General features: G+C 75.6%; 25 protein-coding genes. 4 read left to right on the top strand and 21 right to left on the bottom strand.

Going from position 1 to position 25,133, the window contains the following annotated elements; genetic code table 11:
• Positions 1–2: 2 nt before the first annotated feature.
• From lysS to MODMU_RS03565, 7 genes are read right to left on the bottom strand one after another with little or no spacing between them, the layout of a single operon-like run.
• Complete coding sequence (gene lysS / locus MODMU_RS03595; protein ID WP_014738809.1) at positions 3–1,517, bottom strand: lysine--tRNA ligase; 1,515 nt, start codon at positions 1,515–1,517, stop codon at positions 3–5.
• A 10-nt stretch (positions 1,518–1,527) separates the two neighbouring features.
• Entirely contained in the window at positions 1,528–2,340 is an 813-nt protein-coding gene (locus MODMU_RS03590) for a type III pantothenate kinase (protein WP_014738808.1), read from the bottom strand.
• A 3-nt stretch (positions 2,341–2,343) separates the two neighbouring features.
• Positions 2,344–3,279, bottom strand: coding sequence for a carboxylating nicotinate-nucleotide diphosphorylase (gene nadC / locus MODMU_RS03585; RefSeq protein WP_014738807.1), 936 nt, complete (start codon positions 3,277–3,279; stop codon positions 2,344–2,346).
• Positions 3,276–4,940, bottom strand: a complete 1,665-nt coding sequence (locus tag MODMU_RS03580; RefSeq protein ID WP_014738806.1) for an L-aspartate oxidase — start codon at positions 4,938–4,940, stop codon at positions 3,276–3,278. Before MODMU_RS03580 ends, nadC begins: the two co-directional genes overlap by 4 nt.
• Positions 4,937–5,362, bottom strand: coding sequence for an aspartate 1-decarboxylase (gene panD, locus MODMU_RS03575; RefSeq protein WP_014738805.1), 426 nt, complete (start codon positions 5,360–5,362; stop codon positions 4,937–4,939). Before panD ends, MODMU_RS03580 begins: the two co-directional genes overlap by 4 nt.
• Positions 5,359–6,204 carry a pantoate--beta-alanine ligase gene (gene panC / locus MODMU_RS03570; protein ID WP_014738804.1) on the bottom strand — a complete coding sequence of 282 codons (846 nt, stop codon included), beginning with the start codon at positions 6,202–6,204 and terminating at the stop codon, positions 5,359–5,361. The genes panD and panC overlap by 4 nt, the downstream gene beginning before the upstream one ends.
• A complete protein-coding gene (locus MODMU_RS03565; protein ID WP_014738803.1) occupies positions 6,201–7,178 on the bottom strand; it encodes a Rossmann-like and DUF2520 domain-containing protein in 978 nt (325 codons plus the stop codon). The genes panC and MODMU_RS03565 overlap by 4 nt, the downstream gene beginning before the upstream one ends.
• Before the next feature lie 309 nt (positions 7,179–7,487).
• Between MODMU_RS03565 and MODMU_RS03560 the strand changes: the two genes are divergently transcribed.
• On the top strand, positions 7,488–8,240 hold the full coding sequence (locus MODMU_RS03560; protein WP_014738801.1) for an SDR family oxidoreductase: 753 nt from the start codon (positions 7,488–7,490) through the stop codon (positions 8,238–8,240).
• On the opposite strand, the gene MODMU_RS03555 is transcribed toward MODMU_RS03560, so the two are convergent.
• A complete protein-coding gene (locus tag MODMU_RS03555) occupies positions 8,237–9,595 on the bottom strand; it encodes a DUF6779 domain-containing protein (RefSeq protein ID WP_166503388.1) in 1,359 nt (452 codons plus the stop codon). The two genes, MODMU_RS03560 and MODMU_RS03555, sit on opposite strands and share 4 nt — an antisense overlap.
• Before the next feature lie 158 nt (positions 9,596–9,753).
• On the opposite strand from MODMU_RS03555, the gene MODMU_RS03550 reads away from it, so the two are divergent.
• Positions 9,754–10,362 (top strand): DUF1684 domain-containing protein, encoded by a 609-nt coding sequence (locus MODMU_RS03550; RefSeq protein WP_014738799.1) that lies wholly within the window; start codon positions 9,754–9,756, stop codon positions 10,360–10,362.
• A gap of 72 nt (positions 10,363–10,434) precedes the next feature.
• On the opposite strand, the gene MODMU_RS03545 is transcribed toward MODMU_RS03550, so the two are convergent.
• From MODMU_RS03545 to MODMU_RS03535, 3 genes are all read right to left on the bottom strand, one after another.
• Positions 10,435–11,454 (bottom strand): glycine betaine ABC transporter substrate-binding protein, encoded by a 1,020-nt coding sequence (locus MODMU_RS03545; protein ID WP_014738798.1) that lies wholly within the window; start codon positions 11,452–11,454, stop codon positions 10,435–10,437.
• A gap of 151 nt (positions 11,455–11,605) precedes the next feature.
• Positions 11,606–12,328, bottom strand: a complete 723-nt coding sequence (locus tag MODMU_RS03540) for an ABC transporter permease (protein WP_014738797.1) — start codon at positions 12,326–12,328, stop codon at positions 11,606–11,608.
• Positions 12,325–12,999 carry an ABC transporter permease gene (locus MODMU_RS03535; protein ID WP_231851759.1) on the bottom strand — a complete coding sequence of 225 codons (675 nt, stop codon included), beginning with the start codon at positions 12,997–12,999 and terminating at the stop codon, positions 12,325–12,327. Before MODMU_RS03535 ends, MODMU_RS03540 begins: the two co-directional genes overlap by 4 nt.
• A 49-nt stretch (positions 13,000–13,048) precedes the next feature.
• Here MODMU_RS03535 and MODMU_RS03530 point away from each other — a divergent pair, with 49 nt between their 5' ends.
• Positions 13,049–14,233, top strand: coding sequence for an ABC transporter ATP-binding protein (locus MODMU_RS03530; protein ID WP_014738795.1), 1,185 nt, complete (start codon positions 13,049–13,051; stop codon positions 14,231–14,233).
• Between the two features lie 59 nt (positions 14,234–14,292).
• Here MODMU_RS03530 and MODMU_RS03525 read toward each other — a convergent pair whose 3' ends face one another.
• The 10 genes from MODMU_RS03525 to dacB all read right to left on the bottom strand — a co-directional run bounded on the left by MODMU_RS03525 (position 14,293) and on the right by dacB (position 24,358).
• On the bottom strand, positions 14,293–14,793 hold the full coding sequence (locus MODMU_RS03525; RefSeq protein ID WP_014738794.1) for a DUF3180 domain-containing protein: 501 nt from the start codon (positions 14,791–14,793) through the stop codon (positions 14,293–14,295).
• Positions 14,790–15,293 (bottom strand): 2-amino-4-hydroxy-6-hydroxymethyldihydropteridine diphosphokinase, encoded by a 504-nt coding sequence (gene folK / locus MODMU_RS03520; RefSeq protein ID WP_014738793.1) that lies wholly within the window; start codon positions 15,291–15,293, stop codon positions 14,790–14,792. The genes MODMU_RS03525 and folK overlap by 4 nt, the downstream gene beginning before the upstream one ends.
• Positions 15,290–15,676: a dihydroneopterin aldolase gene (gene folB / locus MODMU_RS03515; protein WP_014738792.1), complete on the bottom strand. Its 387-nt coding sequence runs from the start codon at positions 15,674–15,676 to the stop codon at positions 15,290–15,292. Before folB ends, folK begins: the two co-directional genes overlap by 4 nt.
• Positions 15,666–16,526 (bottom strand): dihydropteroate synthase, encoded by an 861-nt coding sequence (gene folP / locus MODMU_RS03510; protein ID WP_014738791.1) that lies wholly within the window; start codon positions 16,524–16,526, stop codon positions 15,666–15,668. The genes folB and folP overlap by 11 nt, the downstream gene beginning before the upstream one ends.
• Positions 16,523–17,194 (bottom strand): GTP cyclohydrolase I FolE, encoded by a 672-nt coding sequence (folE, locus tag MODMU_RS03505; protein ID WP_014738790.1) that lies wholly within the window; start codon positions 17,192–17,194, stop codon positions 16,523–16,525. Before folE ends, folP begins: the two co-directional genes overlap by 4 nt.
• Positions 17,191–19,200, bottom strand: a complete 2,010-nt coding sequence (gene ftsH, locus MODMU_RS03500; RefSeq protein WP_014738789.1) for an ATP-dependent zinc metalloprotease FtsH — start codon at positions 19,198–19,200, stop codon at positions 17,191–17,193. Before ftsH ends, folE begins: the two co-directional genes overlap by 4 nt.
• A 206-nt stretch (positions 19,201–19,406) precedes the next feature.
• Positions 19,407–20,006 carry a hypoxanthine phosphoribosyltransferase gene (gene hpt, locus MODMU_RS03495; RefSeq protein WP_014738788.1) on the bottom strand — a complete coding sequence of 200 codons (600 nt, stop codon included), beginning with the start codon at positions 20,004–20,006 and terminating at the stop codon, positions 19,407–19,409.
• Between the two features lie 5 nt (positions 20,007–20,011).
• On the bottom strand, positions 20,012–21,016 hold the full coding sequence (gene tilS / locus MODMU_RS03490) for a tRNA lysidine(34) synthetase TilS (protein ID WP_014738787.1): 1,005 nt from the start codon (positions 21,014–21,016) through the stop codon (positions 20,012–20,014).
• A gap of 22 nt (positions 21,017–21,038) precedes the next feature.
• Complete coding sequence (locus MODMU_RS03485; protein WP_014738786.1) at positions 21,039–22,133, bottom strand: zinc-dependent metalloprotease; 1,095 nt, start codon at positions 22,131–22,133, stop codon at positions 21,039–21,041.
• A gap of 41 nt (positions 22,134–22,174) precedes the next feature.
• On the bottom strand, positions 22,175–24,358 hold the full coding sequence (gene dacB / locus MODMU_RS29265; RefSeq protein WP_231851758.1) for a D-alanyl-D-alanine carboxypeptidase/D-alanyl-D-alanine endopeptidase: 2,184 nt from the start codon (positions 24,356–24,358) through the stop codon (positions 22,175–22,177).
• A gap of 135 nt (positions 24,359–24,493) precedes the next feature.
• Here dacB and MODMU_RS03470 point away from each other — a divergent pair, with 135 nt between their 5' ends.
• Positions 24,494–24,985, top strand: coding sequence for an inorganic diphosphatase (locus MODMU_RS03470; protein WP_014738784.1), 492 nt, complete (start codon positions 24,494–24,496; stop codon positions 24,983–24,985).
• The last annotated feature ends 148 nt before the right edge of the window (positions 24,986–25,133 follow it).

The following is a 25,133-nucleotide window of genomic DNA, read 5'->3' as shown; positions in this document are numbered from 1 at the left end:
CGCTATTGGTGCAGCGGACGCACCAGGGGGAACAGGATCGTCTCCCGGATGCCCAATCCGGTGAGCGTCATCATGAGCCGGTCGATGCCCATCCCGACCCCGGCGGTCGGCGGCATCCCGTACTCGAGCGCCTCCAGGAAGTCCTCGTCCAGCACCATCGCCTCGGGGTCGCCGGCGGCGGCCAGCAGCGCCTGCTGGGTGAACCGCTCGCGCTGGGCCACCGGGTCCACGAGCTCGGAGTACCCGGTGCCGCGCTCGATCCCGCCGATGTAGAGGTCCCACTTCTCGGCCAGACCGGGCTCCGAGCGGTGCGCACGGGTCAGCGGCGAGGTGTCCAGCGGGTAGTCGACGACGAACGTCGGTGCCTGCAGCGTGTGCTGCACCAGCGCCTCGAAGACCTCCTCGACGACCTTGCCCGGCAGCCACGCCGGGTCGGTGCCGACGTCGTGGGCGGCGGCGAGGGCGTGCAGCCGGTCGACCGGCGTCTGCGGGGTGACCTCCTCCCCCACCGCCTGCGACACCGCGGTGTAGAGCGGGATCTGCGGCCACTCCCCGGACAGGTCCAGTTCCGTGCCGTCGTGATGACGTGCCACGTGGTCACCGAACAGCGCCGCGCAGCATTCCTGGATGAGCTCGCGCGTGATGCGCGCGCCGTCGGAGTAATCACCGTAGGCGGCGTAGAACTCCAGCATCGCGAACTCCGGGGAGTGCGAGGAGTCGGCGCCCTCGTTGCGGAAGTTCCGATTGATCTCGAACACGCGGTCCAGCCCGCCGACGATGCAGCGCTTGAGGAACAACTCGGGTGCGATGCGCAGGTAGAGGTCGAGGTCGAACGCGTTCATGTGCGTCCGGAACGGCCGTGCGGCGGCGCCGCCGTGCACCGTCTGCAGCATCGGCGTCTCGACCTCGAGGAAACCGCGGCCGGTGAGACCCGCCCGCAGCGAGCTCATCACCGCGGCCCGTTCCTGGACGGTCCGGCGCGCCTCGTCGCGCACGATGAGGTCGACGTACCGACGGCGGACCCGCAGCTCCTCGCTCATCGGCTTGTGCGCCACCGGCAGCGGGCGCAGCGCCTTGGCCGCGAGCTGCCACGAGTCGGCGAAGACCGACAGCTCCCCGCGTCGCGACGTCCCGACCTCACCGGTGACGAGCACGTGGTCACCGAGGTCGACGTCGGCCTTCCAGGCGGCGAGCGCCTCCTCCCCGACCCGGTCGCGGGAGAGCATGACCTGCAGCTCGGTGTCGCCCTCGCGCAGCGTCGCGAAGCACAGCTTGCCGGTGTTGCGGGAGAAGATCACCCGTCCGGTGACGCCCACCTGCTCGCCGGTCATGGTGTCCGGCTCGAGGTCGGGGTGCTCGGCGCGGACGTCGGCCAGGCTGGCGGTGCGGGCCACGACGACGGGGTAGGGGTCGATCCCGGACTCCCGGAGCCGGTCGAGCTTGGCCCGCCGGACCCGCAGCTGCTCGGGCAGCTCGTCCTCGGGCGCTGCGACCTGGCCGGGAAGTTCCTCACTCACGGCGACGAGCCTACGGGCGGGTGGAGGCCGTCCCTCCACCGCTGGCCTGGTGGCGCTCGAAGGCCAGCCGCAGGCCGTGCACGGTGAGATCCGGCTCACGCTCGCTGATCGACCGGCAGCTGTCCACCACCAGCGGGTGCAGCCCGCCGGTCGCCACGACCACCGGCGGCTCGCCGAACTGGGCGACGAGCTCCGCGGCGATCCGCGCGACGAGCCCGTCGACCAGACCGGCGAAGCCCAGCACCACGCCGGACTGCAGCGCCGCGACGGTGTTCTTGCCGATCGCGTGGGTCGGCACGGTCAGCTCGACCGAGCGCAGCTGGGCGGCCCGGTTCGCCAGCGCCTCCAGGCTCACCTCGAGCCCGGGCGCCAGGGCCCCGCCCAGGAACTGGCCCTCCGGCCCCACGGCGTCGACGTTGGTCGAGGTGCCGAAGTCGACGACGACGACCGGTCGTCCGCCGCCGTCGGGCTTCTTCCCGAACAGCTCGTGCGCGGCCAGCGCGGTGACCACCCGGTCCGCGCCCACCTCCCGCGGGTTGTCCACGTGCAGCGGGACGCCGGTGCGCACCCCCGGGCCGATCAGCGTGACCGGGACGGCGAGGGAGTCCAGCAGCCGGCGCAGCGCCGGCAGCAGCGCCGGGACGGTGGAGCAGGCGGCCACGCCGGTGACGACGGTGTCCCGCAGCAGCCCCCGCCAGAGCATCAGCAGCTCGTCGGACGTCGCCCGCGCGTGGGTGGTGACCCGCCAGCAGCCGACCCGCCGGTCGCCGTCGAAGGTGGCCAGCACGGTCTGGCTGTTGCCGACGTCCACGGCGAGCAGCACGGCTCAGCCCTCCCGCAGGTCGAGAGCGAGGTCCAGGATCGGCGAGGAGTGGGTCAGGGCGCCGACGGACAGGTAGTCCACGCCGGTGTCGGCGACCTCGCGGGCCACCGCGAGGGTCAGCCCGCCGGTGGCCTCCAGCTCCACGTCGAGGTCGCCCACCAGCGCGACCACCTCGCGCAGCTGGTCGGTGGTCATGTTGTCCAGCAGCAGGAAGTCCGCGCCGGCGTCCACCGCCTCGGTGACCTGAGCGACCGTGTCGCACTCGACCTGGACGGTGATCCGCGGGGCGCGCTCGCGCACCAGCGCGACCGCGGCGGCCACCGAGCCGGCGGCCGCGACGTGGTTGTCCTTGACCATCGCGACGTCGTAGAGGCCCATGCGCTTGTTGGACCCCCCGCCGCAGCGCACCGCGTACTTCTCCAGCGGGCGCAGGCCCGGGGTGGTCTTGCGGGTGTCCAGGACGACGGCGCCGGTGCCGGCCACCGCGTCGGCCCAGGCGCGGGTGTGCGTGGCGATGCCGCTGGCCCGGCTGGCGATGTTCAGCGCGCTGCGCTCGGCGGCCAGCAGCGCCCGGACCGGGCCGCGGACGGTGAGCAGCACGTCGCCGCGGCGCACCCGGTCGCCGTCGGCCGCGCCGGCGGTCAGCGCGGCGCCCGGGGCCAGCCGGGTGAACACCCGGGCGGCCACCGGGAGGCCGGCGACCACCCCGTCGGCGCGGGCCACCAGGTCCGCCGTGCCGAACTGCGCACCGGGCACCGTGGCCGCGCTGGTGACGTCGTAGCTGACCGCGATGTCGGGTTCCCGGGGCAGCGGGGCGCCGCCGGTGAGGTCCTCGGTCAGGGTGCGCTCGACCAGCTCGTCGACCCAGGCCGCGCTCAGCCCGGTGCCGGTCAGGTCGGTCGGGTCCGCGGGCAGCGCCCTCGTCGCCGGCTCGTTCACCAGCTCACCGCCACGGGGACACCGACGGGGCGGCGGGTCAGCGCCACCTCGCCCGCGCCGTCCAGCCGGACGTCCAGGTGCACGCGCCACTCCTCCTCGGCGTCCGGGTGGTCCTCCCGCCAGTGGCAGCCGCGGGTCTCCTCGCGGGCGGCCGCCGCCGCGGTGATCGCGGTGGCGACGGTGAGCAGGTCGGTGGTCTCCCAGCCGGGCACCCCGGGCTCGGCGGTGGTCCGCTCCCCCAGCGCCGCGAGCCGTTCGGTGGCCTCGGCCAGGCCGGTGCCGCTGCGCAGCGCCGCGACCCGGGTGGACATCGTGCCGGTGAGGTCGGCGCGGACGGCGGCGTCGACGAGCCCCTCGGGCCGGGCGTCGGCCGGCTCGGCGGGAGCGGGCACCGGCAGCTCCCGGGCCAGCGCCTCGCCGATCCGCCCGGCGAAGACCAGCCCCTCCAGCAGCGAGTTGGACGCCAGCCGGTTGGCACCGTGCACGCCGGTGCAGGCCACCTCGCCGCACGCGTAGAGCCCGGGCACCGTGGTGCGGCCGGACAGGTCGGTGGCCAGCCCGCCGGAGGCGTAGTGCGCGGCCGGGGTGACCGGGACCAGCGCCGTCACCGGGTCGATGCCGGCCTCCCGGCAGCGGGCCACGATGGTCGGGAACCGCGCGGCCAGCCCGGGCACCTCCCGGGCGTCGAGCCACACGTGGTCCACGCCGTCGCGCAGCTGCACCCGGGTGATCGCCTTGGCCACCACGTCGCGCGGCGCCAGCTCGGCCAGCGGGTGGGTGCCGACCATGAACCGCTCGCCGGCGGCGTCCCGGAGGACGGCGCCCTCGCCGCGCAGCGCCTCGGAGACCAGCGGCTGCTGGCCGCGTGCCCCGGGCCCGAGGTAGAGGGCGGTCGGGTGGAACTGGACGAACTCCAGGTCGGTGGCGACCGCGCCGGCGCGCAGCCCGAGCGCGACGCCGTCGCCGGTGGAGACCGCGGGGTTGGTGGTGGCGGCGTAGACCTGGCCCATCCCGCCGGTGGCCAGCACGACGGCCCGCGCGCGGACGGCCCCGACGCCGTCCGCGCTGCCCTCGCCGAGCACGTGCAGGGTGACCCCGGCGACCCGGCCCGCGACGTCCCGGACGACGTCGAGCACCATCGCGTGCTCGACCAGGGTGATCCCGGGGTCGGCGGCCACGGCGTCCCGCAGCGCCCGCTGCACCTCCGCCCCGGTGGCGTCGCCGCCGGCGTGCACGATCCGGTCGGTGGAGTGCCCGCCCTCGCGGGTGAGCAGCAGGTGACCGGCGCCGTCCCGGTCGAAGGCGGCACCCCAGCTGATCAGCTCGTGCAGCCGCTCCGGCCCCTCGGTGACCAGCGCCCGCACCGCCGCGGGGTCGCACAGCCCGACGCCGGCGACCTCGGTGTCCCGGGCGTGCGCGGCCGGGGTGTCGGCGGGGTCGAGGACGGCGGCGATCCCGCCCTGCGCCCAGCGGGTCGACCCGTCGTCCACCTCCACCTTGGTGACCACGGCGACCGAGAGCCCCGCCGCGCGGGCGTGCAGCGCCACGCACAGCCCGGCGACGCCGGACCCGACGACGCAGACGTCCGCGGACAGCTCCCAGCCCGGTGCCGGCGCACGCAGCCGCAACGGCAGCCCCGTGGCCACCGTCGACGTGCTCACCGGACCGGTACGCCGAGCGGGCTGCGTGCCTGGTCCGGTGCGCCGGGCACCGGTGCGGAGGGGTCGGCGCCGAGCTCGACGACGCGGTTGGCGGCGTCGACGTGCACGACCCGGGGCAGGTAGGACTTGGCCTCGGTCTCGTCCATCAGCCCGTAGCTGATCAGGATGACCAGGTCGCCGGGGTGCACGAGGTGCGCGGCGGCGCCGTTGATGCCGATGACGCCGGTGCCCCGCTCGCCGGGGATCACGTAGGTCTCCAGCCGGGCGCCGTTGGTGACGTCGACGATGGCCACCTGCTCGCCGGGCAGCAGGTCCGCGGCGTCCAGCAGGTCCTCGTCGATGGTCACCGAGCCGACGTAGTGCAGGTCGGCCTGGGTCACCGTGGCCCGGTGGATCTTGCTCTTGAGCATGGTGCGCATCATCGGGGGCTCCCCAGGGTCACGGCGGTGTTGTCGATGAGTCGGGTGCTGCCGGCGCGGGCGGCGACCAGCAGGCGGGCGGGTCCAGCACCCGGCACGGGGCCGAGCCGGACGTCGGTGAGCTCGAGGTAGTCCGGCACCAGGTCGGGTGCGGCGGCCAGCACGGCCCGGGCGGCGGCCAGGACGGCGTCCGGGCCCTCCGGACCGGCAGCCGCACCGGCCCGCAACGCGGCGGAGATGGCGGCGGCGGAGGCGCGCTGCTCCGCGGTCAGGTACCGGTTGCGGCTGGACAGCGCCATGCCGTCGTCGTCGCGGACGGTGGGCACGCCGACCACCTCCACGCCGAGCGCCAGCTCCCGGGCCATGGCCCGGACGAGCGTCAGCTGCTGGTAGTCCTTCTCGCCGAACACGGCGACGTCCGGTCGGACCAGGCCGAGGAGCTTGGCCACCACGGTGAGCACGCCGGCGAAGTGACCGGGGCGGACGGCGCCCTCCAGGACGTCCCCCAGCGGGCCCGGCTGCACGGTCACGCCCACCGCGCCGGGCGGGTACACCTCGTCGACCGGCGGGTGGAACACCAGGTCGGCGCCCTCCTCCGCCAGCGCGGCGAGGTCGGCGTCCCAGGTGCGCGGGTAGCGGTCGAAGTCCTCCCCCGGGGCGAACTGCGTCGGGTTGACGAACACCGAGACGACGACGCTGCCCCCGAGCGCCCGCGCGGCCCGGACCAGGGTCCGGTGCCCCTCGTGTAGCGCGCCCATGGTGGGCACGAGCACGACCGGGCCGGGGAGCTCGTCGCGGAGCTTGCGCAGCTCCGCGGTGGTCTCGGCGACGGCCGGGGCGCTCATCGGGCCGCCTCCTCGGCCGAGCCGCTCAGCAGCTCGAGCAGCGGGGCGCCCTCGTGCTGCTTGAGCCGGCCGGCGGCCAGCGCGCGTTCCGTCGTGCGCCGGGCCAGCGCGACGTAGGCGTCGACGGAGGACGGCGCCCGCTCGGTGAGCGTCTGCAGGTGGGCGGCGACGGTGCCGACGTCGCCCCGGCTGACCGGTCCGGTGAGGCCGCGGTCACCGCGCCGCAGCCCGTTGTCCAACGCGGCGGTCAGCAGCGGGGTCAGCACCCGGGCCGGGTCGGTGACGCCGGCGGTGCGCAGCAGGTCGGCGGCCTCGGCGACCAGGGTGACCAGGTGGTTGGCGCCGGTGACCAGGGCGGCGTGGTAGAGCCCGCGGTCGGCCTCGGCCACCCAGAACGGCTCGCCGCCCATCTCCAGCACCAGCGTCTCGGCGACCGGGCGGTGCTCCGGGCGGCTGGTGACGCCGAACGGGGCGGCGACCACCCGGTGCAGGTCCTCGGGTCCGCCGGAGAAGGTCATCGCCGGGTGCAGCGCGAGCGACAGGACGCCGGCCCGCTCGGCCGGGGCCAGCACGGCCAGCCCGTGCGCGCCGGAGGTGTGGAACAGCAGCTGGCCGCGCCGCCAGGCACCGGTCTCGGCCAGGCCGGCGACGAGGCCGGCGAGGATGTCGTCGGGCACGGCCAGGACGACGAGGTCGCTGGCGGCGACCACCTCGTCGGCGGGCAGCAGCGGGACGCCGGGCAGCAGCCGGGCGGCGCGCTCGTGCGAGGCGGCGGACAGGCCCGAGGCGGCGACCACGTCGTGGCCGGCGGCCGCGAGCGCGGCACCGAGGACGGCGCCGACCCGGCCGGCTCCCACGATGCCGACGCGGAGCCGGGCGGGGGCCTCGTCGGCCGGGAGGAGTCCCGGGGCGGGCGTGGCGGTGGGGCGGGGCGCGGCAGGGCGCGCGGCCCTCCGCGGGGGACGGACGGTCATCCCGGTGCACCTCTCGTTCCAGTCCCTCGCGGGTACCGGACTCAGGTCGCGTCGGCCCACGCCGTCGTGGGCCGTTCAGGGTGGTGCAGGTCGAGCGGTGGTGCCGGCGCCCCGCCCGCTGCAACCACCCGGACCGGGTGTGTCACGCAGATGGACCGCCGAAGGCGAGTGTGTGTCCGCCCGGGCGCGCCTGCAACGCCGCGGGGGTGTGCGCTCCCTCACGTGGGTGCCGGCGCGGGTGCTCCCGGGGCCGTGGTTGGGTGGGGCCCGCGCCGGCAGCGGAGCCGGCTCCGAGCACGGAGGAGCACGGTGAGCAGCTTCGAGGGACGCACCGCACTGGTCACGGGCGCGAGCCGGGGCATCGGCCTGGCGATCGCGCAGAGCCTGGTGGACCGGGGCGCCCGGGTGGTCGTCACCGCCCGCAAGGCCGACGCGCTCGCCGCCGCGGTCGAGCAGCTGGGCGGCCCGGACAAGGCCGTCGCCGTCGCCGGGAACGCCGCTGACGCCGATCACCGCGCCGAGGCCGTGCGCACCGCCGTCGAGACCTTCGGCAGCCTGGACCACCTGGTCGGCAACGTCGGTATCAACCCGGTCTTCGGCCCGCTGATGGACGCCCCGCTCGACGCCTTCCGCAAGATCCTGGACACCAACGTCGTCTCCAGCCTCGGCCTGGTGCAGGAGGCGTGGCGGGCGTGGATGGCCGAGCACGGCGGCTCGGTCCTGATCGTCGCCTCCGTCGCCGGCCTGAAGTCCAGCGAGGGCATCGCCGCCTACGGCGTGAGCAAGGCCGCGCTGGTCAACCTGACCACCCAGCTGGCCGTCGAGCTCGGCCCGAAGGTCCGGGTGAACGCCGTGGCCCCGGCCGTGGTGAAGACCCGGTTCGCCGAGGCGCTGTTCACCGGCCGGGAGGACGCGCTGGCCCAGCAGTACCCGGTCGGCCGGCTCGGCGTGCCCGAGGACATCGGCGAGGCGGCGGCCTACCTGCTCGGCGACGGCGCCGGCTGGGTCACCGGGCAGACCCTCGTGCTGGACGGCGGCGCGCTGTCCCGCGGCCCGGTCTAGCGGCCGAGGACCCGGGCGAGGACGTCGTCGGTGCTGCCGCCGCCGTCGTCGTCACGGTGGTGGCGGCGACGGGCGCGCGCCCCCGTGGGCGCCGGGACACCGCTCTCGGCCAGGATCTGCTCGAGCCGGGCGTGACCCGGCGGCTCCGGCGGGGCCGCCCGGACCGGCTCGTCGGCGGCGGGAGCGGTCCCGTCCTCGGCGTACCCCGACGCGTCGTGGCGTGACCCGCGGGCGGTGCTGCCCGCGGCGCCGGACCACTCGTACGACGGAGCCTCGTGGGACGGCGGCTCGTAGGAGTGCGTCTCGTGGGAGGGCGTCTCGAACGAGCGCGTCTCGTGGGACGGCGTCTCGAACGAGGGCGTCCCGTAGGACGGCGTCCCGTAGGACGGCGTCTCTGGCGACGGCGGCTGGTGGGACGGGGCCGACGTGCCGAAGAGCAGCGCGTCGTACCGCGAGGCGTCGTAGCCGGACCAGGCGTCAGGTGCCGGCTCGGGGGCCGGCTCACGGGTCGGCGCGGCCGCGGCCGGGAGGGCGGTCGTCGGCGGGCCGTCCTCCGCGGGCACCGGCCACTCGCGCGCCGGCCGCTCCCCCGCGGCCGGCCGGGCGACGGGCTCGACCGGCTCGGCGGGCACCACCCGGGTCTCCGACCAGCGGTCGACGTCCCAGCCGGAGGTCATCGGGGCGGGGTCCCACGCCGTGCCGCCTTCCAGCACCCGGCCGTCGGTCCCCGGCTGCGCCGGTCCGCGCACCGACTGGGCCCGCATGACCATGCGCTCGACGAGCAGCTCACCGGAGAGCTGCTCGGTCAGCTCGGCGCGGATCCGCCCCAGCTCGCCACGCAGCTCGCCGAGCCCGCTCAGCTCCCCGCGCAGCTCGGCCAGCGCGGCGACCTCGGTGCGCAGCCGGCCCAGCCCGGCGAGGTCGTCCCGGAGCGCGGACAGGCCGGACAGCTCGGCGCGCAGCTGTGCGAGCTCGCCGCGGACCGCACCCTCCGCCTCCCGCCGGAGCCGGCCCTCCAGCTCGACCTGGAACTGCTGCCGGGCGGTCACCTCGCGCTCCAGCTCGAGGTCGTAGGCGTGTCGCAGCTCCGCTTCCCGGCCGGCCGCCGCGACCTGGTCGGCGCGGCGGCTGCCGGCCACGAACGCGGCGACGACGAAGGCCCAGCAGACGGCGAGCAGGGCCACCCGGAGGTACCGGGCGTCGTCGGTGAGGAGGACCGCGGCGCTGCCCCCGGCGGCGAGGAGCAGCCCGGCGAGGAGCCACCCCCGGTTGCTGTTCCGGCGCTGCTCGGGCACCGGCGGGGCGGGCGGCGGAGTGGAGGCGGACGCCCCCGCGGCCGTAGGGGCCGGCGGCACGGGCGGGAGCGTGCCCCGGCGGCCGGCGGGGCGCGCCGGGGCGTCAGCGTCCCGGCGACCTCCCATGACCCTCACCTTACGGGGTGCGCACGGTCACAGGCAGTGAACGGACCGGTCACCCGGTGCCGCCCGGCGCCCCGGGTGGCAGGCTCCGCCCGGTGACCCTCACCTTGCTGGACTGGCGGCGGCGGGTCGCCGCGCTGTACTCCGACGTCCGCGCCGCCGAGGACCCCGAGGCCGGCTGGCACGCCTGGCGGGAGGGTCGGGACGCGCTCGTCGGCGGCCACCCCGACTCCCCGCTGGACGACGCCGCCCGCGCCTCGTTCACCGGGATCCCGTTCGCGCCCTACGACCCGGCGCTGCGGTTCGTCGTCCCGGTGGACACCGACGGCGAGCCCGAGCGCCGGGAGGTCCCCACCGCCGCGGACGGCGTCGTGGTGCTCGACCGGATCGGCCGGGTGACCCTGGGCGACGTCGGCAGGCTCGACGTCTGGTGGGTCGGCGGCTACGGCGGCGGGGTGTTCCTGCCGCTGCGCGACGGGACCGCCGGGACGACGACCTACGGCGGTGGCCGCTACCTGCTGGACACCATCAAGGGCGCCGACCTGGGCGGGGACGACGGCCGGCTGGTCGTCGACCTCAACTTCGCCTACCACCCCTCGTGCACCTACGACCCGCGGTGGACCTGCCCGCTGGCCCCCGCCGGCAACGTGGTGGACACCCCCGTCACCGCCGGGGAGCAACTGCCGCCCGGCGGCTGGTACTGAGCGGCACAGGTACCAATACCTGCATCTTCGGCGTTCAGACGCAGGTATTGGTACCTAGGCCTGTACGGGCCGTCAGCCCTGGGCGAGGGCGCCGTCGGAGCTGAAGACCAGGCCCATGGAGACGTCGCCCTGCTGGATGGCGGCCTTGGTCAGCGGGCCACCGGCGTCGTACTCGGAGAAGCTGGCGAACTCCAGGCCGTAGGTGTCCTCGAGGCCGAGCTGGCACTGCGGCCGGGTCGGGCACTCCCCCGGCCCGCCGAGGGTCAGCGAGCCGTCGCCGCAGGCGTCGGCGAGCTCGGAGAGCGTGGTCACGCCCAGCGCGTCGGCGAACTCCTGGGTGACGGCGAAGGCGTTCTGGTCGGTCGCCTCGGCCGGCGTGCCGAAGACCAGCCCGTACTCCGCGGCGACGGGCGTGAGCGCGGCCAGCGTCTCGTCGGCGTCGCTGGTGGCGATCGCGGCGGCGTTGGGGTCGACGTTCTTGGCGATGATGTCGGCGACGGTGGCCAGGTACTCCGGGAAGACCTGGATCTCGCCGTTCTTCAGCGCCGGGAGGTACAGCTCGCGGTTGCCGACCGTCTGCACGGTGGCCTGGAAGCCGGCCGCGTTCAGGGTGTCGGCGTACACGTTGGCCAGCACCTGCGACTCGCTGAAGTCCGCGGCTCCCACCACGACCGGGCCGCTGCCGCCGGTGACGCCGGACCCGAGGTCGTTGTCGGACACGTACGCGGCGGCGACGTCGGTGGCGGACTGCCGGTCGATGTCCACGGCCTTGTTCATGCCGATGAGGTCGTCCTCGGTCAGCGCCGCGGAGACCGTGTCCAGCGCCTGGACCAGCGCCGGGTTGGCGTTGGCGGCGGCCGCGTTGACCGCCGGGACGATGTTGTCGGCGTTCTGCAGGCCCTTGTCGTCCTCGAGGACGACGAGCTGGTCGCCCGCCACCGGGGCGCAGGCGTCGCCGGAGGCCGACGAGCCGCTGGCGGCGGCGTCGCCGCCGGTGCCGGAGGACCCCGACTCACCGCAGGCGGCGGTGGAGAGCACGGCCGCGAGGGCCGCGATGGGGAGGATCGTGTGGAAACGGGGACGCGTGCGCATCTTCTCCGCCTTCTGTGTCCCGTGGTGCCCGCTGGTTGGACGGCCACGCGTGTCTGGCGGGAGGTGTCCCGCAGCTCCACTCAACCCCCGGGCGGTCCGGAGATCAAGTCCGTTGTGCACGACCGTGACCTGCCGGTGACCCGGCTCCGGGTCAGGGGGTGACCGGGACCGCCCCGGCATCGGTGGTGCGGGTGCGCACCCGGCCGACCCGCAGTCGCTTGGGCCCGGGCGTCACCAGCCAGGACACGACGGCCAGCAGCAGCTCGGTGGCCACGGCCAGCACCGCGACCAGGATGGCGCCGGCCAGCACCGCGCCGTAGTCCTGCTGCCGGAACCCGAGGGTGATGATCCGGCCCAGCCCGCCGCCGGCGACCAGCGCGGCGAGGGTCGCGGTGGCGACCACCTGGACGGCCGCCGTCCGGACGCCGGTCATCACCAGCGGGACGGCCAGCGGCAGCTCCGCGCGCAGCAGCACCTGCCGGCCGTTCATCCCCATCGCCCGCGAGGCCTCGACGACGTCCCGGTCGACGCCGCGGAACCCGATGTAGGTGTTGGTGAGAACCGGGGGCAGCGCGAACAGCGCCAGCGCGATGGTGGTGGCGGTCGGGCCGAAGCCGATCGGGGTCACCGCGAACACCGTCAGCAGCGCGAGCGTCGGGATCGCCCGGGAGACGTTGGACAGGGCGACGGTGAAGCCGCCCCCGCGGCCGGTGTGCCCGAGCAGCGCGCCCAGCGGGATGCCGATCACCATGGCCACCGCGACGGCGATGACCGAGATCCGCAGGTGCTGGGCGGCCAGGTCGAAGATGCCGTTGGTGCGCGTCCAGTTGAACGGGTCGTTGAGGTAGCGGATGGCCGCCTGCAGCTCGTTCACGCCCGGGCCCGCCGGGTCCACGGAGTCAGCGCGCGCTCGGCGCCGGCCAGCAGCAGGTCGGCCACCAGGGCCAGCAGCACGCAGCCGACGGCGCCGGTGACGATCTCGGCGCGGTAGAAGTTGGCGTTGAACCCGCCGGTGATCAGCTGGCCCAGCCCGCCGTGGCCGACGATGACGCCGACGGTCACCAGCGCGACGGTGGACACGGTGGCCACCCGGATCCCGGCCATGAACGACGGCAGCGCCAGCGGCAGCTCCACCTGCCAGAACAGCCGCGCCGGGCCGTAGCCCATGCCGCGGGCCGCCTCCTGCACGTCGGCGGGGACCGACTGCAGACCGGCGAGGAAGTTCCGCACCAGGATGACCAGCGAGTACAGGACCAGCCCGACCAGCACCGTCGTCGCCGACAGCCCGGTGACCGGCGCGACGAAGGCGAACATGGCCAGCGACGGGATCGTGTAGACCAGCGTGGAGACGCCCAGGACGCCGGCGGCCAGCCAGCGGTTCCGCCGGGCCAGCAGCGCCAGGGGCAGCGCGATCAGCGCCCCGAGGACCACCGCGGCCACCGTCAGCCTGACGTGCTCGCCGAGATAGGACAGGATGGTGTCCCAGTTCTCCGTCACGTAGGAGGGGTCGAACCAGGGGTTCGGCGCCGCATCAGCTGCGAGCACCGCACCGCTCGCCGCGCTCAGCACCGGGCGCCCGTCAGGAAGGCCACTCGTGGACGTTAGCGCCCCGACCGGTTCGATCGCAGCCGCACCGGCCCAGGCCATCCGGCTGGAGGGGGTCAGCAAGACCTACCCCGACGGCAGCGTCGGCGTCCGGCAGCTCGACCTGACCTTCGCCGCCGGGGAGCTGACCGTGCTGGTCGGCCCGTCGGGCTGCGGCAAGACGACCACGATGAAGATGATCAACCGGATCATCGAGCCGACCACCGGGCGGGTCCTGCTCGGCGACGACGACGTCACCGACGTCGACCCGGTCGAGCTGCGGCGCCGGATCGGCTACGTCATCCAGAACGTCGGGCTCTTCCCGCACCAGACGGTGCGCAAGAACATCGGCACCGTGCCGCGGCTGCTGGGCTGGGACAAGCGGCGCACCGCGGACCGGGTGGAGGAGCTGCTGGACCTGGTGGGGCTCGACCCCGCGGCGTTCGGTGACCGCTACCCGCACCAGCTCTCCGGTGGCCAGCGCCAGCGCGCCGGGGTGGCCCGAGCGCTGGCCGCCGACCCCGCCGTCCTGCTGATGGACGAGCCGTTCTCCGCGGTCGACCCGATCGTGCGCGAGCGGCTGCAGTCGGAGTTCCTGCGGCTGCAGGAGACCGTGCGCAAGACCATCGTCTTCGTCACCCACGACATCGAGGAGGCCGTGCGCCTCGGTGACCGGATCGCGGTGATGAGCCAGGGCGGCAAGGTGGAGCAGTTCGCCCCGCCGGCCGAGCTGCTCGGCTCCCCCGCCACGCCCTTCGTCGCGGACTTCGTCGGCGCCGACCGGGGGCTCAAGCGGCTGGCCGTCACCGGCATCGACATGGCCGACCTGGAGCAGCCACCGGTCGTGCACGCCGACGACGACGTGCGCGCGGCGCGGGCCGTGCTCGAGCGGGCCGGCGCCCGCTGGGCCGTGGTGCTGGACGACCAGGACCGGCTGAACGGGTGGATCTCCACCGAGCGGGCGACCGGCAGCGGCACGGTGCGGGAGGCCGGACGCCGGATGGACGCCTGGGTGCCGATCGACGCGTCGCTGAAGACCGCCTTCTCCACCATGCTGCAGCTGGAGGCCGGGTGGGTGGCGGTGCTGGACGGCGAGAGGTTCTGCGGGGTGCTCACCCCCGAGTCGCTGCACGCCGCGCTGCGCCGCTCGATCGAGGGCTCGGTCCCCGAGGTGGCCGGCGCCGCCCACCTCTGAACAAGGACCCCGTCCTCCTCACCCCTCGCGAGCTCGGGGCGAGCCTCTGGACGGGGCCATCAGGCCTGGGCGGACGCGTCCTCGTCCTCGTCCGGGGGGACCCGGCAGACGTGCTCGAGCCACAGCGCGGCAGCGACGAGGGCGGCGGCCAGCAGCACGCCGATGACCGCGGTCGTGGTGTCACCCGAGGCCGCGCCGAGCCGGCCGACCGCCGGGGCGGTGTGCAGCAGCAGGCCGGCCCACAGCCCGGCGACGACCGCGCCGACCCACGCGCTGGCCTGGGCGAGCACCGCCAGCCGGGCGACCAGCATCGGCTCGACCGGCCGCGCGGCGGTCGCCGGGCTGCGGCCGGGACCCCGCCGGCCGGCCCGCTGGGCGCCGAGCCGGGCCCGCAGCGTGCGGGCGCCCAGGGCCTCAGCGACGGCGAGCACGCCCAGCGGCACCGGCAGCCACCACTGGAACGGCGGCAGCGAGCCGTAGCCGGAGCGCACCACCAGCCAGGCGGCGAAGGCCACCGCGACGGCGAGCGCGAGCAGCTCCCGGCGGCGCACCGGCGTCATGCCAGCTGCTCCCACCGGGTGACCGCGGCCACCTCGTCGGCCGGCAGCGCGGCCACCAGGTCGGCGACGCGGCCGTGCCCGGGCAGCGTCGCCGCCGGGTCCAGGGACAGCCACGGGACGAGCACGAACGCCCGCTCGTGCGCCCGCGGGTGCGGCAGGGTCAGCTCCGGGTCGGCCGACAGCACGGGTGCGCCGTCGTCCCCGGTGACGGTGACGACGTCGACGTCCAGCGTCCGCGCGCCCCAGCGCACCTCCCGGGTGCGCCCGGCGGCCTGCTCCAGCTCGTGGGCGAGCGCCAGCCAGCCGGCGGCGTCCCGGTCGCCCCGGACGACGGCGACGGCGTTCAGGTACGGCGGCTGCTCGACCGGGCCCCAGGGCGGGGTCTCGTACAGCGTCGAGCGGGCGACCAGCCCGTGGCCGGTGAGCGCGACCAGGGCGGCGCGCAGCGTGCCCGCGCGGTCGCCCAGGTTCCCGCCGAGCGAGAGGACCGCGCGGGTCACTGGCGTTCGCGCCGGATGGCGACCGTGACGTCGTCGGCGGGCACGCCGAGGTCGACCTCCGGCTTGTGCACGGTGATCTCCACGGCGTCGACGACCGGGTAGGCCAGGCAGCAGTCGGCCAGCCGCTGCGCCAGGGTCTCCAGCAGGTCGACCGGCTCGCCGACCAGCAGCGCATGCAGCTGCTGCGCCAGCTCGCCGTAGTGCACGGTGAGGGTCAGGTCGTCGCCGGCCGCGGCCGGTGCGGTGTCGAGCTCCAGCACCGCGTCGACCCGGAAGGTCTGGCCGTGCTCGCGCTCGGGCGGGTAGACGCCGTGGTAGCCGTGGCCGGTGAGCCCGTGGACGGTGATCCGGTCCGGGGTCGACCGGGGGGCGCTACTGGGCACGTTCTCCTCCTGCGCTGCGCGCTGCCTGCACCGCGGTGACGGTCGCGATCGCGTCCAGGGACTGCACCGGGTCGTGCACGCGCACACCCCACGCCCCGGCCTGCGCGGCCAGCACCGAGATGGCCACGGTCGCGGCCTCCCGCCCCTCCACCGGCCGCAGCTCGCCGTCGGGGCCGGCCAGCAGCCGGCCGAGGAAGGTCTTCCGCGAGGCGCCCACCAGCACCGGCAGCCCGAGGGCGACCAGCCGGTCCAGCCCGGCCAGCAGCGCCCAGTTGTGGTCGGCGTTCTTGGCGAAGCCCAGGCCCGGGTCCAGCACCAGCTGGCCCGGGTCGACCCCGGCCGCGACGACGTCCTCGACCCGGGCGGTGAGCTCGGCGCCCACCTCGTGCACCACGTCGCCGTAGCGGGCGGCGGCGTACATCTCGCGGCTGTGGCCGCGCCAGTGCATCAGCACCCACGGCACGCCGGCCTCGGCGACCAGCCGGGCCATGCCCGCGTCGGCCAGCCCACCGCTGACGTCGTTGACCAGGGACGCGCCGGCCTCCAGCGCCGCGGCCGCGACGTCGGCGCGGGTGGTGTCGACGCTGACCCGGGCGCCGGCGGCGGCGAGGTCGCGGACGACGGGCACCACCCGGCGGCACTCCTCCTCGGCGTCGACCCGGTCGGCACCGGGCCGGGTGGACTCCCCGCCGACGTCGACGTAGTACGCGCCGGCGGCGTGCATCTCCAGGCCGTGCGCGACGGCGGCGTCGTGGTCGGCGTAGCAGCCGCCGTCGGAGAACGAGTCCGGGGTGACGTTGAGGACGCCCATCACCAGGCAGCGCCCCGGCTGCGGCAGGAGGACCGTCACCGGCCCAGGATGAGGCTCATGGCCTCGCTGCGGGTGGCGGCGTTCTCCCGGAAGATCCCGCGCACGGCCGAGGTCATCGTCCGCGTCCCCGGCTTGCGGACGCCGCGCATCGCCATGCACAGGTGCTCGGCCTCGATGACCACGATGACTCCGCGCGGCTTGAGCACGTCGTACAGCGAGTCGGCGATCTGCCGGGTCATCCGCTCCTGCACCTGCGGGCGGCGGGCGTAGACCTCGACCAGCCGGGCCAGCTTCGACAGACCGGTGACCCGGCCGTCGTACCCGGGGATGTACCCGACGTGCGCGACGCCGTGGAAGGGCACCAGGTGGTGCTCGCAGGTCGAGTACATCGCGATGTCCTTGACCAGCACCAGCTCCTCGTGGCCCTCGTCGAAGGTGGTGGCGAGGGCGTCGGCCGGGTCCTGGGCCAGCCCGGCGAAGCTCTCCGCGTAGGCGCGGGCGACCCGGGCGGGGGTGTCCTGCAGGCCCGGGCGGTCGGGGTCCTCGCCGATCGCGGCCAGGATCTCCCGCACGGCGGCCTCGATCCGCCCGGCGTCGAACCGCCCCTCGGGGAGGTCGGCGACCGGGTCGCCGGTGCGCGGGTCCAGCCCCGCACCGTCGACCTGGCCGGCCGCGCTCTCGCGTGCTCCCCCCGGTGCGGCGCTCACCGGCCCTGCGCGGGGGCGCCGACGTCCCCGACCGGTGCCTGGGTCGCGCCGTTCGCCGACCCGTGGACGCCGTTGCCATTGCCCGCGGCCGCCTCGGCCGGGGTGAGCACCGGCGGGCGCTCGGAGGGGGTGCGCTTGCCGAAGCCGTTGTAGGGGGCCATCGACGGGCGCTTGACCACCCCGGCGCAGATCCGGTCCATGTCCTCGCGGGACAGCGTCTCCTTGTCCAGGAGCTCGAGCACCAGCCGGTCCAGGGTGTCCCGGTACTCGACCAGGATCTCCCAGGCCTCGTCGTGCGCGGCCTCGATGAGCGCGCGCACCTCGCCGTCGATGTCGGCGGCGACGGCGTCGGAGTAGTCCGGGCGCGAGCCCATGTCCCGGCCCAGGAACGGCTCGGAGTCGGTGCTGCCGTACTTCACCGCACCGAGCTTCGCGCTCATGCCGTACTGGGTGACCATCGACTTGGCCAGCGAGGTGGCCTTCTCGATGTCGTTGCCGGCACCGGTGGTCGGCTCGTGGAAGACCAGCTCCTCGGCGGCCCGGCCACCCAGCGCGTACGCCAGCGTGTCGATCATCTCCGAGCGGGTCTGGTTGTAGCGGTCCTCGGTCGGCAGCACGAGGGTGTGCCCCAGCGAGCGGCCGCGCGGCAGGATCGTCACCTTGTGCACCGGGTCCAGGTTGGGCAGTGCGTGCGCCACCAGGGCGTGCCCGCCCTCGTGGTAGGCGGTGACCTTCTTCTCCTTGTCGCTCATCGCCCGCGTCTTGCGCTCGGGGCCGGCGACGACGCGGTCGATGGCCTCCTCGAGCACGGCGTCGGTGATCTGCGTGCCGCCGTGCCGCGCGGTGAGCAGGGCGCCCTCGTTGAGCACGTTGGCCAGGTCGGCGCCGGTGAAGCCGGGGGTGCGCCGGGCCACGGTGGTGAGGTCGACGTCGGGTGCCAGCGGCTTGCCGGTCGCGTGCACCTTGAGGACGGCGACGCGGCCGAGCAGGTCGGGGCGGTCGACGGCGATCTGCCGGTCGAAGCGGCCCGGGCGCAGCAGCGCCGGGTCCAGGATGTCCGGGCGGTTCGTCGCGGCGATCATGATCACGCCGCCGCGGACGTCGAAGCCGTCCATCTCGACCAGCATCTGGTTCAGCGTCTGCTCGCGCTCGTCGTGCCCGCCGCCCATGCCGGCGCCGCGGTGCCGGCCGACGGCGTCGATCTCGTCGATGAAGATGATCGCCGGGGCGTTGGTCTTGGCCTGCTCGAACAGGTCGCGGACCCGGCTGGCGCCCACACCGACGAACATCTCGACGAAGTCCGAGCCGGAGATCGAGTAGAAGGGCACGCCGGCCTCACCGGCGACGGCCCGGGCGAGCAGCGTCTTGCCGGTCCCGGGCGGGCCGAAGAGCAGGACGCCCTTGGGGATCTTCGCGCCGATGGTCTGGTACTTGACCGGGTTCTGCAGGAAGTCCTTGATCTCGTGCAGTTCCTCGATCGCCTCGTCCGCGCCGGCGACGTCGGCGAAGGTCGTCTTCGGGGTGTCCTTGCTGACCACCTTGGCCTTGGACTTGCCGAACGCCATGACGCCCCGGCCGCCGCCCTGCATGGAGTTGAACAGCCAGAACAGCAGGAGGAGCAGCAGCACGAAGGGCAGGAAGCTCACCAGCAGGCTGACCAGCAGGTTGTCCTGGGTGACGTTGGTGTCGAACGACGCCGTCCCGGTGCCCGCGTCGGTGCCGCCGCGCACGGCGGCGAAGACGTCGTCAGCCGCGCCGAGGGGGTAGGAGGCGGAGATCTTGGAGCTGCCGTCGACCGGGTCCCGCAGGTCCAGGTCGAGCGTCTGCTCCTTGTCGTTGATCGTCGCCTCGGAGACGTTGCCGCTGGAGAGCTGCTCGAGGGCGGTCGACGTGGAGACCTTGTCGTAGCCACCGTCGTTGCTGAAGAACTGGGAGGCGATGAAGCCCACCACGACGACGACAGCGACCCAGAGCCAGACGGACCGGAAGATCTTCTTACGTTCCATACACCGTTGCCGGGCCACCGGGGACGCCCGGACTGCCCGTCGACCCTCCTGATCGTCGCAGGACGTCGCGCACGACCCTGGGTGGCACCCCGCCGCGGGGCGACGTCGTTGCGACGACGGTACACCGAAGGACCTGTGCCCCCGCTCCACGCGCGCTGCCGGCGAGCTGTCGGAGTGCTGCGTGGCCCGGGCGGCCCGTGCCGCTGCTAGGAGGAGTAGACCTCGGGCTTCAGCGTGGCGATGTAGGGCAGGTCCCGGTAGCGCTCGGCGTAGTCCAGGCCGTAGCCGACGACGAACTCGTTGGGGATGTCGAAGCCGATGTAGCGCACCGGGACGTCGACCTTCACCGCGTCCGGCTTGCGCAGCAGCGTGCAGACCTCGAGGCTCGCCGGCCCGCGGCTGCCCAGGTTCTTCAGCAGCCAGGACAGCGTGAGGCCGGAGTCGATGATGTCCTCGAGCACCAGCACGTGCTTGCCGGCGATGTCCCGGTCCAGGTCCTTGAGGATCCGCACCACGCCCGAGGAGCTGGTGGCGCTGCCGTAGGAGGAGACGGCCATGAACTCCATCTGGGTGGGCAGCTGCAGCGCCCGGGCGAAGTCGGACATGAACAGCACGGCGCCCTTGAGGACGCCGACGAGCAGCACCTCGCGGCCGGCGTAGTCGACCGCGATCTGGGCGGCGAGCTCGGTGATCTTGCCCTGGATCTGCTCCTCGGACAGCAGCACGTGGTCGATGTCCGGGCCGTAGCCGTGGTCGGGTCCCAGCGGCCCCGTGGCCTGGGCTCCGGGGGTGGTGCGCTCGCTCACGGCGCTCAGGGCTCCTCGAGGGGATCGATTGCAGGACGGGCAGCCGGCCGCGGGCCGCGCTGCACGGTCAGCCTGCCAGACGCCCGCACCACCCCCGTACCGCCGGGTAGGTCGGCCTGCCCCTGCCCCCGCCACCGGGTGAGCAGCGCGTCGACGGCGGCCAGGTGGACCGCCTGCAGGTCGGGCACCCCGGCCCGGAGCAGCCAGCCGCGCAGCACCCGGCGGCGCAGCGCGGCGGGGAGCTGGGCGAGCGGGCCGGCCGGCAGCGCGCCGTCCGCCCCGAGCAGGGCGCCCAGCTCGTCGGCGGCCAGCGCGTCGAGCGCGTCGAGGTCCTCGCGGAGCAGCGCCGCGGTGCGGGCCAGCGCCGGCGCCACCCCGCCGCCGAGGACCTCGTCCAGCAGCGGCAGCACCTCGCTGCGCAGCCGCACCCGGGTGTAGGCCGGGTCGGTGTTCCACGGGTCGTCCCAGACCGGCAGCTCCTGCGCGGCGCAGGCCGCCCGGGTGGCCTCCCGGCGGACCCCGAGCAGCGGGCGCCAGAACGGTGCGCGGTGCTCGACCATGCCGCCGACCGACCGCGGGCCCGACCCGCGGGCCAGCCCGAGCAGCACCGTCTCGGCCTGGTCGTCCAGGGTGTGCCCGAGCGCCACGGTCGCGCCGTGCTCGGCGGCGGCGGCCCGGAGCGCCGCACCGCGCGCCTCGCGGGCGGCCGCCTCCGGCCCGCCGGCGGTGCCGACGGTCACCGGCACGACGAGCACCGGCGCCAGCCGCAGCGACCGGAGCAGCGCGGCGGTGCGCCGGGCCTGCTCGGCCGACCCGGGCTGCAGGCCGTGGTCGACGGTCACCGCGCCCACCGGGCGCCCCGACCGGGGTGCCTCGAAGGCCAGCGCGGCGGCCAGCGCGACCGAGTCCGCCCCACCGCTGCAGGCCACCAGCACCAGGCCCGTGGTGGCGCTCAGGCCCGGGCGGACCGCCGCGCGCAGCGCCGCGACGGCGGGGTGCGGACCTGCCATGCCGGCTGTCGCGCCCGCCGGGTCAGGCCGGGATCGCCGGCCGGGTGCCCAGCACCCGCTCCACCCAGCGGGCGGGCTCGGTGAGCTCCTCCTTCAGCGGGAGGTTCGCCGGGCCGGCCCACACCTGGTTGAAGCCGTCCATGCCGACCAGGTCGACCACCCCGGCGACGAAGACGCGGCCGTCGGCGTACTGCTGCATCTTCTGCTCCAGCCCCAGCAGCCGGCGCAGCACCCGGTCGATCGGGCCCCGGCCCTTGCGGCGCTGGGCGAAGCGCTTGCGCAGCGTGCGCACCGAGGGGACGACGTCCGGGCCGACGCCGTCCATCACGAACTCGGCGTGCCCCTCGACCAGGCTCATCACCGCGGTGACCCGGTCGAGCGCCGCGCGCTGGGCCGGGTCCTTGATCAGCGCCATCAGGCCCTGCGGCGCGTCGTCGTCCGGGCTGCCCCCGCGGACCGCGTCGGTGAGGCTGCGCAGCACGTCGGTGAGCCGCTCGCGGAGCACGTCGGGGGTCAGGTCGGTGGCCTCGGCGAACGAGCTGACCTGCTCCTCCAGGTAGCCGCGCAGCCACGGGACGGCGGTGAACTGCAGCTGGTGGGTGACCTCGTGCAGGCAGACCCACAGCCGGAAGTCGGTGGGGTCGACGCCGAGCCGGCGTTCGGTCTCCACGATGTTCGGGGCCACCAGCAGCAGCCGGCCGCCGCTGCCGAAGACCTCGTACTGGCCCAGCACCCGGCTGCACAGGAAGGCCAGCACGCCGCCGGCCTGCACGCCGGTCGCCCGGGACCCGATCGCGGTCGCCAGCGGGCCGGGGCTCTTGCCCTGGGCCTCGGTGAGCGCGTCGGCCAGCGGGTCGAGCAGCGCGGCCATCCCGGCGGTGTTGGCGGTCACCCAGCCGGGCCGGTCGACGACGGCGACGGTGGGCACCGGGCCGCCGGGCACCGGGTGCAGCCCGGTGAGCTCCTCGACGTGCGCGACGGCGGTCGCGGCGGCGCGGTGCAGCTCCTCGACGACGGCGGCGGCCTCCTCGCGGGTGGTCTCCGGCCCGGGCGAGACGAGGCGGCGGGCGGTGCGGCCGGCGAGGTCCCAGTCGACGAGGGACGAGGAACGGCTCATCAGCTCACCGTACTCACCGGGCCCGGGGCCGGCCCGGCCGTTCAGCGGCAGCCGCAGCCGGCCAGGGCGTCGGCGACGACGTCCAGCGACCCCTCCCCCGCGGTGAGGCTGCCGACCGTCCCGTCCGCCATGACCGCGAAGGCCAGCAGCCGGCCGTCGGCGGTGAGGACGGTCCCGGCCAGGTCGTTGGTGCCGAGCAGGGTGCCGGTCTTGGCCCGCACCGAGCCGGGCCCGGCCTGCCCACCCGCGACGACCCGCTCGGCCAGCGTGCCGTCGTAGCCGGCCACCGGCAGCCCGGACAGCAGCCCGTCGGCGTGGTCGGCGCTCCCGTCGGCGGCGGCCCGGACGACGTCCACCAGCAGGTGGGCCGGCACCCGGTCGTCCTGGGACAAACCGCTGGCGTCGTGCAGGTCCAGCCCGGTGGTGTCCAGCCCGGCGTCGGTCAGCGCGGCGGTGATCGCGTCGGCGGCACCGTCGAAGCTGGCCGGCAGGCCGCGGGCGAGGGCCACCTGCCGGCCGAGGGACTCGGCGAGCAGGTTGTCCGAGGCGTTGAGCGCCTCCTCGACCAGCCGGTCGACCGGTGCGGACTCGACCGTGCCGAGCGTCCGGGCGCCGGCCGGGGCCTGGCCCAGGTCGACCGGGACGTCGGGCGCGCCGAGGGCCGCCGCCAGCGCCCGGCCGGCGTCGGTGCCCGGCGACCCGCTGCGCTGGCTCTCCCCAGGCGCGACGCGGGCGCCGTCGACGGCGGTGGCCGTCACCGGGGCGGCGTAGCTGGACGGGGCGTCGTCGGCGCCCCAGCCGGAGGCGGTCAGCGGGCCGGTGAACAGCGAGTTGTCCACCACGACGCCGGTGACCGGCTGGCCGCCGAGCGCCTGGGTGACCTGGGCGGCCAGGTCGGCGACGGTGGCTGCGCCCGGGTAGTCGGTGGAGGGGTCGGTGGTGGACAGCGTCGGGTCGCCCCCGCCGACGAGGACGACCTGCCCGGGGCTGCTGCCGGCCACGACCGAGGTGGAGAGGGTGTCGGTCGGGTCGAGCGTGGTCAGCACGGCGAGCCCGGTCAGCAGCTTCGCGGTGGAGGCCGGGGTGCTCGGGTCCGCGGCGTCCCGGTCGAACAGCACCTGCCCGGTGGCGACGTCGACCACCTGCGCGGACAGCCCCCCGCCGAGGGCCGGCGCCGCGAGCAGCGGGGAGAGCACGCCGGCGAGGGCGGTGGGGTCGGGCAGCGGCGCGTCGGTGCCGAGCGCGGTGAGCACCGGGCCGGGGTCGCTGAGCTCGGGCAGCACGGCGTCGGGCACCTGCTCGGCGTCCGCGGCGACGGTCGAGCCGCTGCGGTCGGTGAGCCGGAGGGTCACCAGCACCCCGGCGGCGACCACGAGCACGAGGGCGAGGAGGGCGGCGACCAGCGCCGTCCGCCGCCGTCGCCCCGCGGGCCGGGGCGCGGTGCCGGCATCCGGCGGGGGCTCCGCCGCGCGCCGCCGGCCCGTTGCCGGCGCGGCGGACGCGCCGCGCGCCCGGGGGGTGGGCCGGGGGCGCTCGGGTCGCTGCTCGTCGCCGACCGGCGCCCGGACCGCGCTGTGCCGGCCGGCAGCCCACTCCTCCTGAGCCCGCTGGACGTCGGCTCGCTCGGCCGCCTGCTGCGCCGCGGCCCGCTGAGCGGTGGCGGCCGCCTCCTGCTGCTCCAGCTGCCGCTGCGCCCGTTCGGCCGCCTCCTGCTGTTCCTGCTCCTCCTGCTGCGCCGCCCGCTCGGCCGCGGCACGGTCGGCCGCGACCTGCTCAGCGGCCCGCTGCTCGGCCTCCGCCTGCTCGGCAGCGGCACGGTCGGCCTCGGCCCGGGCCGCCTCGGCAGCTGCCCGGTCGGTGGCGGCCTGCTCCTCAGCGGCGGCCCGGTCGGCCGCGGCCTGCTCCTCAGCGGCCTGCTCGGCGGCGGCCCGCTGGGCGGCCCACTCGCGGACGGCCGCGAGGTCGGCGGCGGCCTGCTCGGCCCGCGCCCGTTCCAGCTCGGCGTCCTCGGCTGCCGCCTGCGCTGCGGCGGCCTCGGCGGCGGCCTCGGCCGCGGCCCGTTCGGCGGCGGCGCGCTCTGCCGCCCACTGCTTCACCGCGGCGAGGTCGGCGGCGGCCTGCGCGGCGGCGCGGTCGGCCTCGGACGGCCCGGCCTCAGCCTCCCCGGCGTCATCCGCCGCTGGTCCGGGCGCGGCGGGCTCGACCACCTCGGCGGGCGGTGCCACGGCTTCCGCTGCCTCGTCGGTGGAGACCTCCGGCGCTCCCCCGTCGGACTCCTCGCCCGGCCTCGCCGCGATCGCCCCCACCCCCTGGAGTGACCTCCGCCGACACGGCGGCCCGTCGTACGACAGACTATCGGCGTGCAGTTCGACGTGACGGTAGAGATCCCCAAGGGCCAGCGGAACAAGTACGAGCTGGACCACGCCACCGGACGCATCCGGCTCGACCGGATGCTGTTCACCTCGACCCGGTACCCGGCCGACTACGGGTACATCGAGGAGACGCTCGGGATGGACGGTGACCCGCTCGATGCCCTCGTGCTCCTGGAGGAGCCGACCTTCCCGGGGTGCCTCATCACCTGCCGGGCGATCGGCATGTTCCGGATGACCGACGAGGCCGGCGGGGACGACAAGGTCCTCACCGTCCCCGCGACCGACCCCCGGATGGCCCACCTGCAGGACATCAACGACGTGTCGGAGTTCGACCGGCTGGAGATCCAGCACTTCTTCGAGACCTACAAGGACCTCGAGCCGGGCAAGTCGGTCGAGGGTGCCGAGTGGGTCGGGCGCGCCGAGGCCGAGGCCGAGATCGAGGCCTCCCGCCAGCGCGCGATCGACACCCCGCTGCACTGAGGCAGACCCCTCCCGCTCCCTGCGGGAGGGCCGCACCGAGACCGCACCGACCGCCGACGGCGGCGCACCCACCCGGGCGCGCCGCCGTCGGCGTCTGGCGGACCCCGACGCCGCCGGGCAGGCTGTCCCCCGACCTGCCCGGCCGGAC

Source organism: Modestobacter italicus, from assembly GCF_000306785.1.
Classification (GTDB): domain Bacteria; phylum Actinomycetota; class Actinomycetes; order Mycobacteriales; family Geodermatophilaceae; genus Modestobacter; species Modestobacter italicus.
Note: the sequence above shows the minus strand (reverse complement) of the source record. Positions and strands in the feature narration are given on the sequence as shown.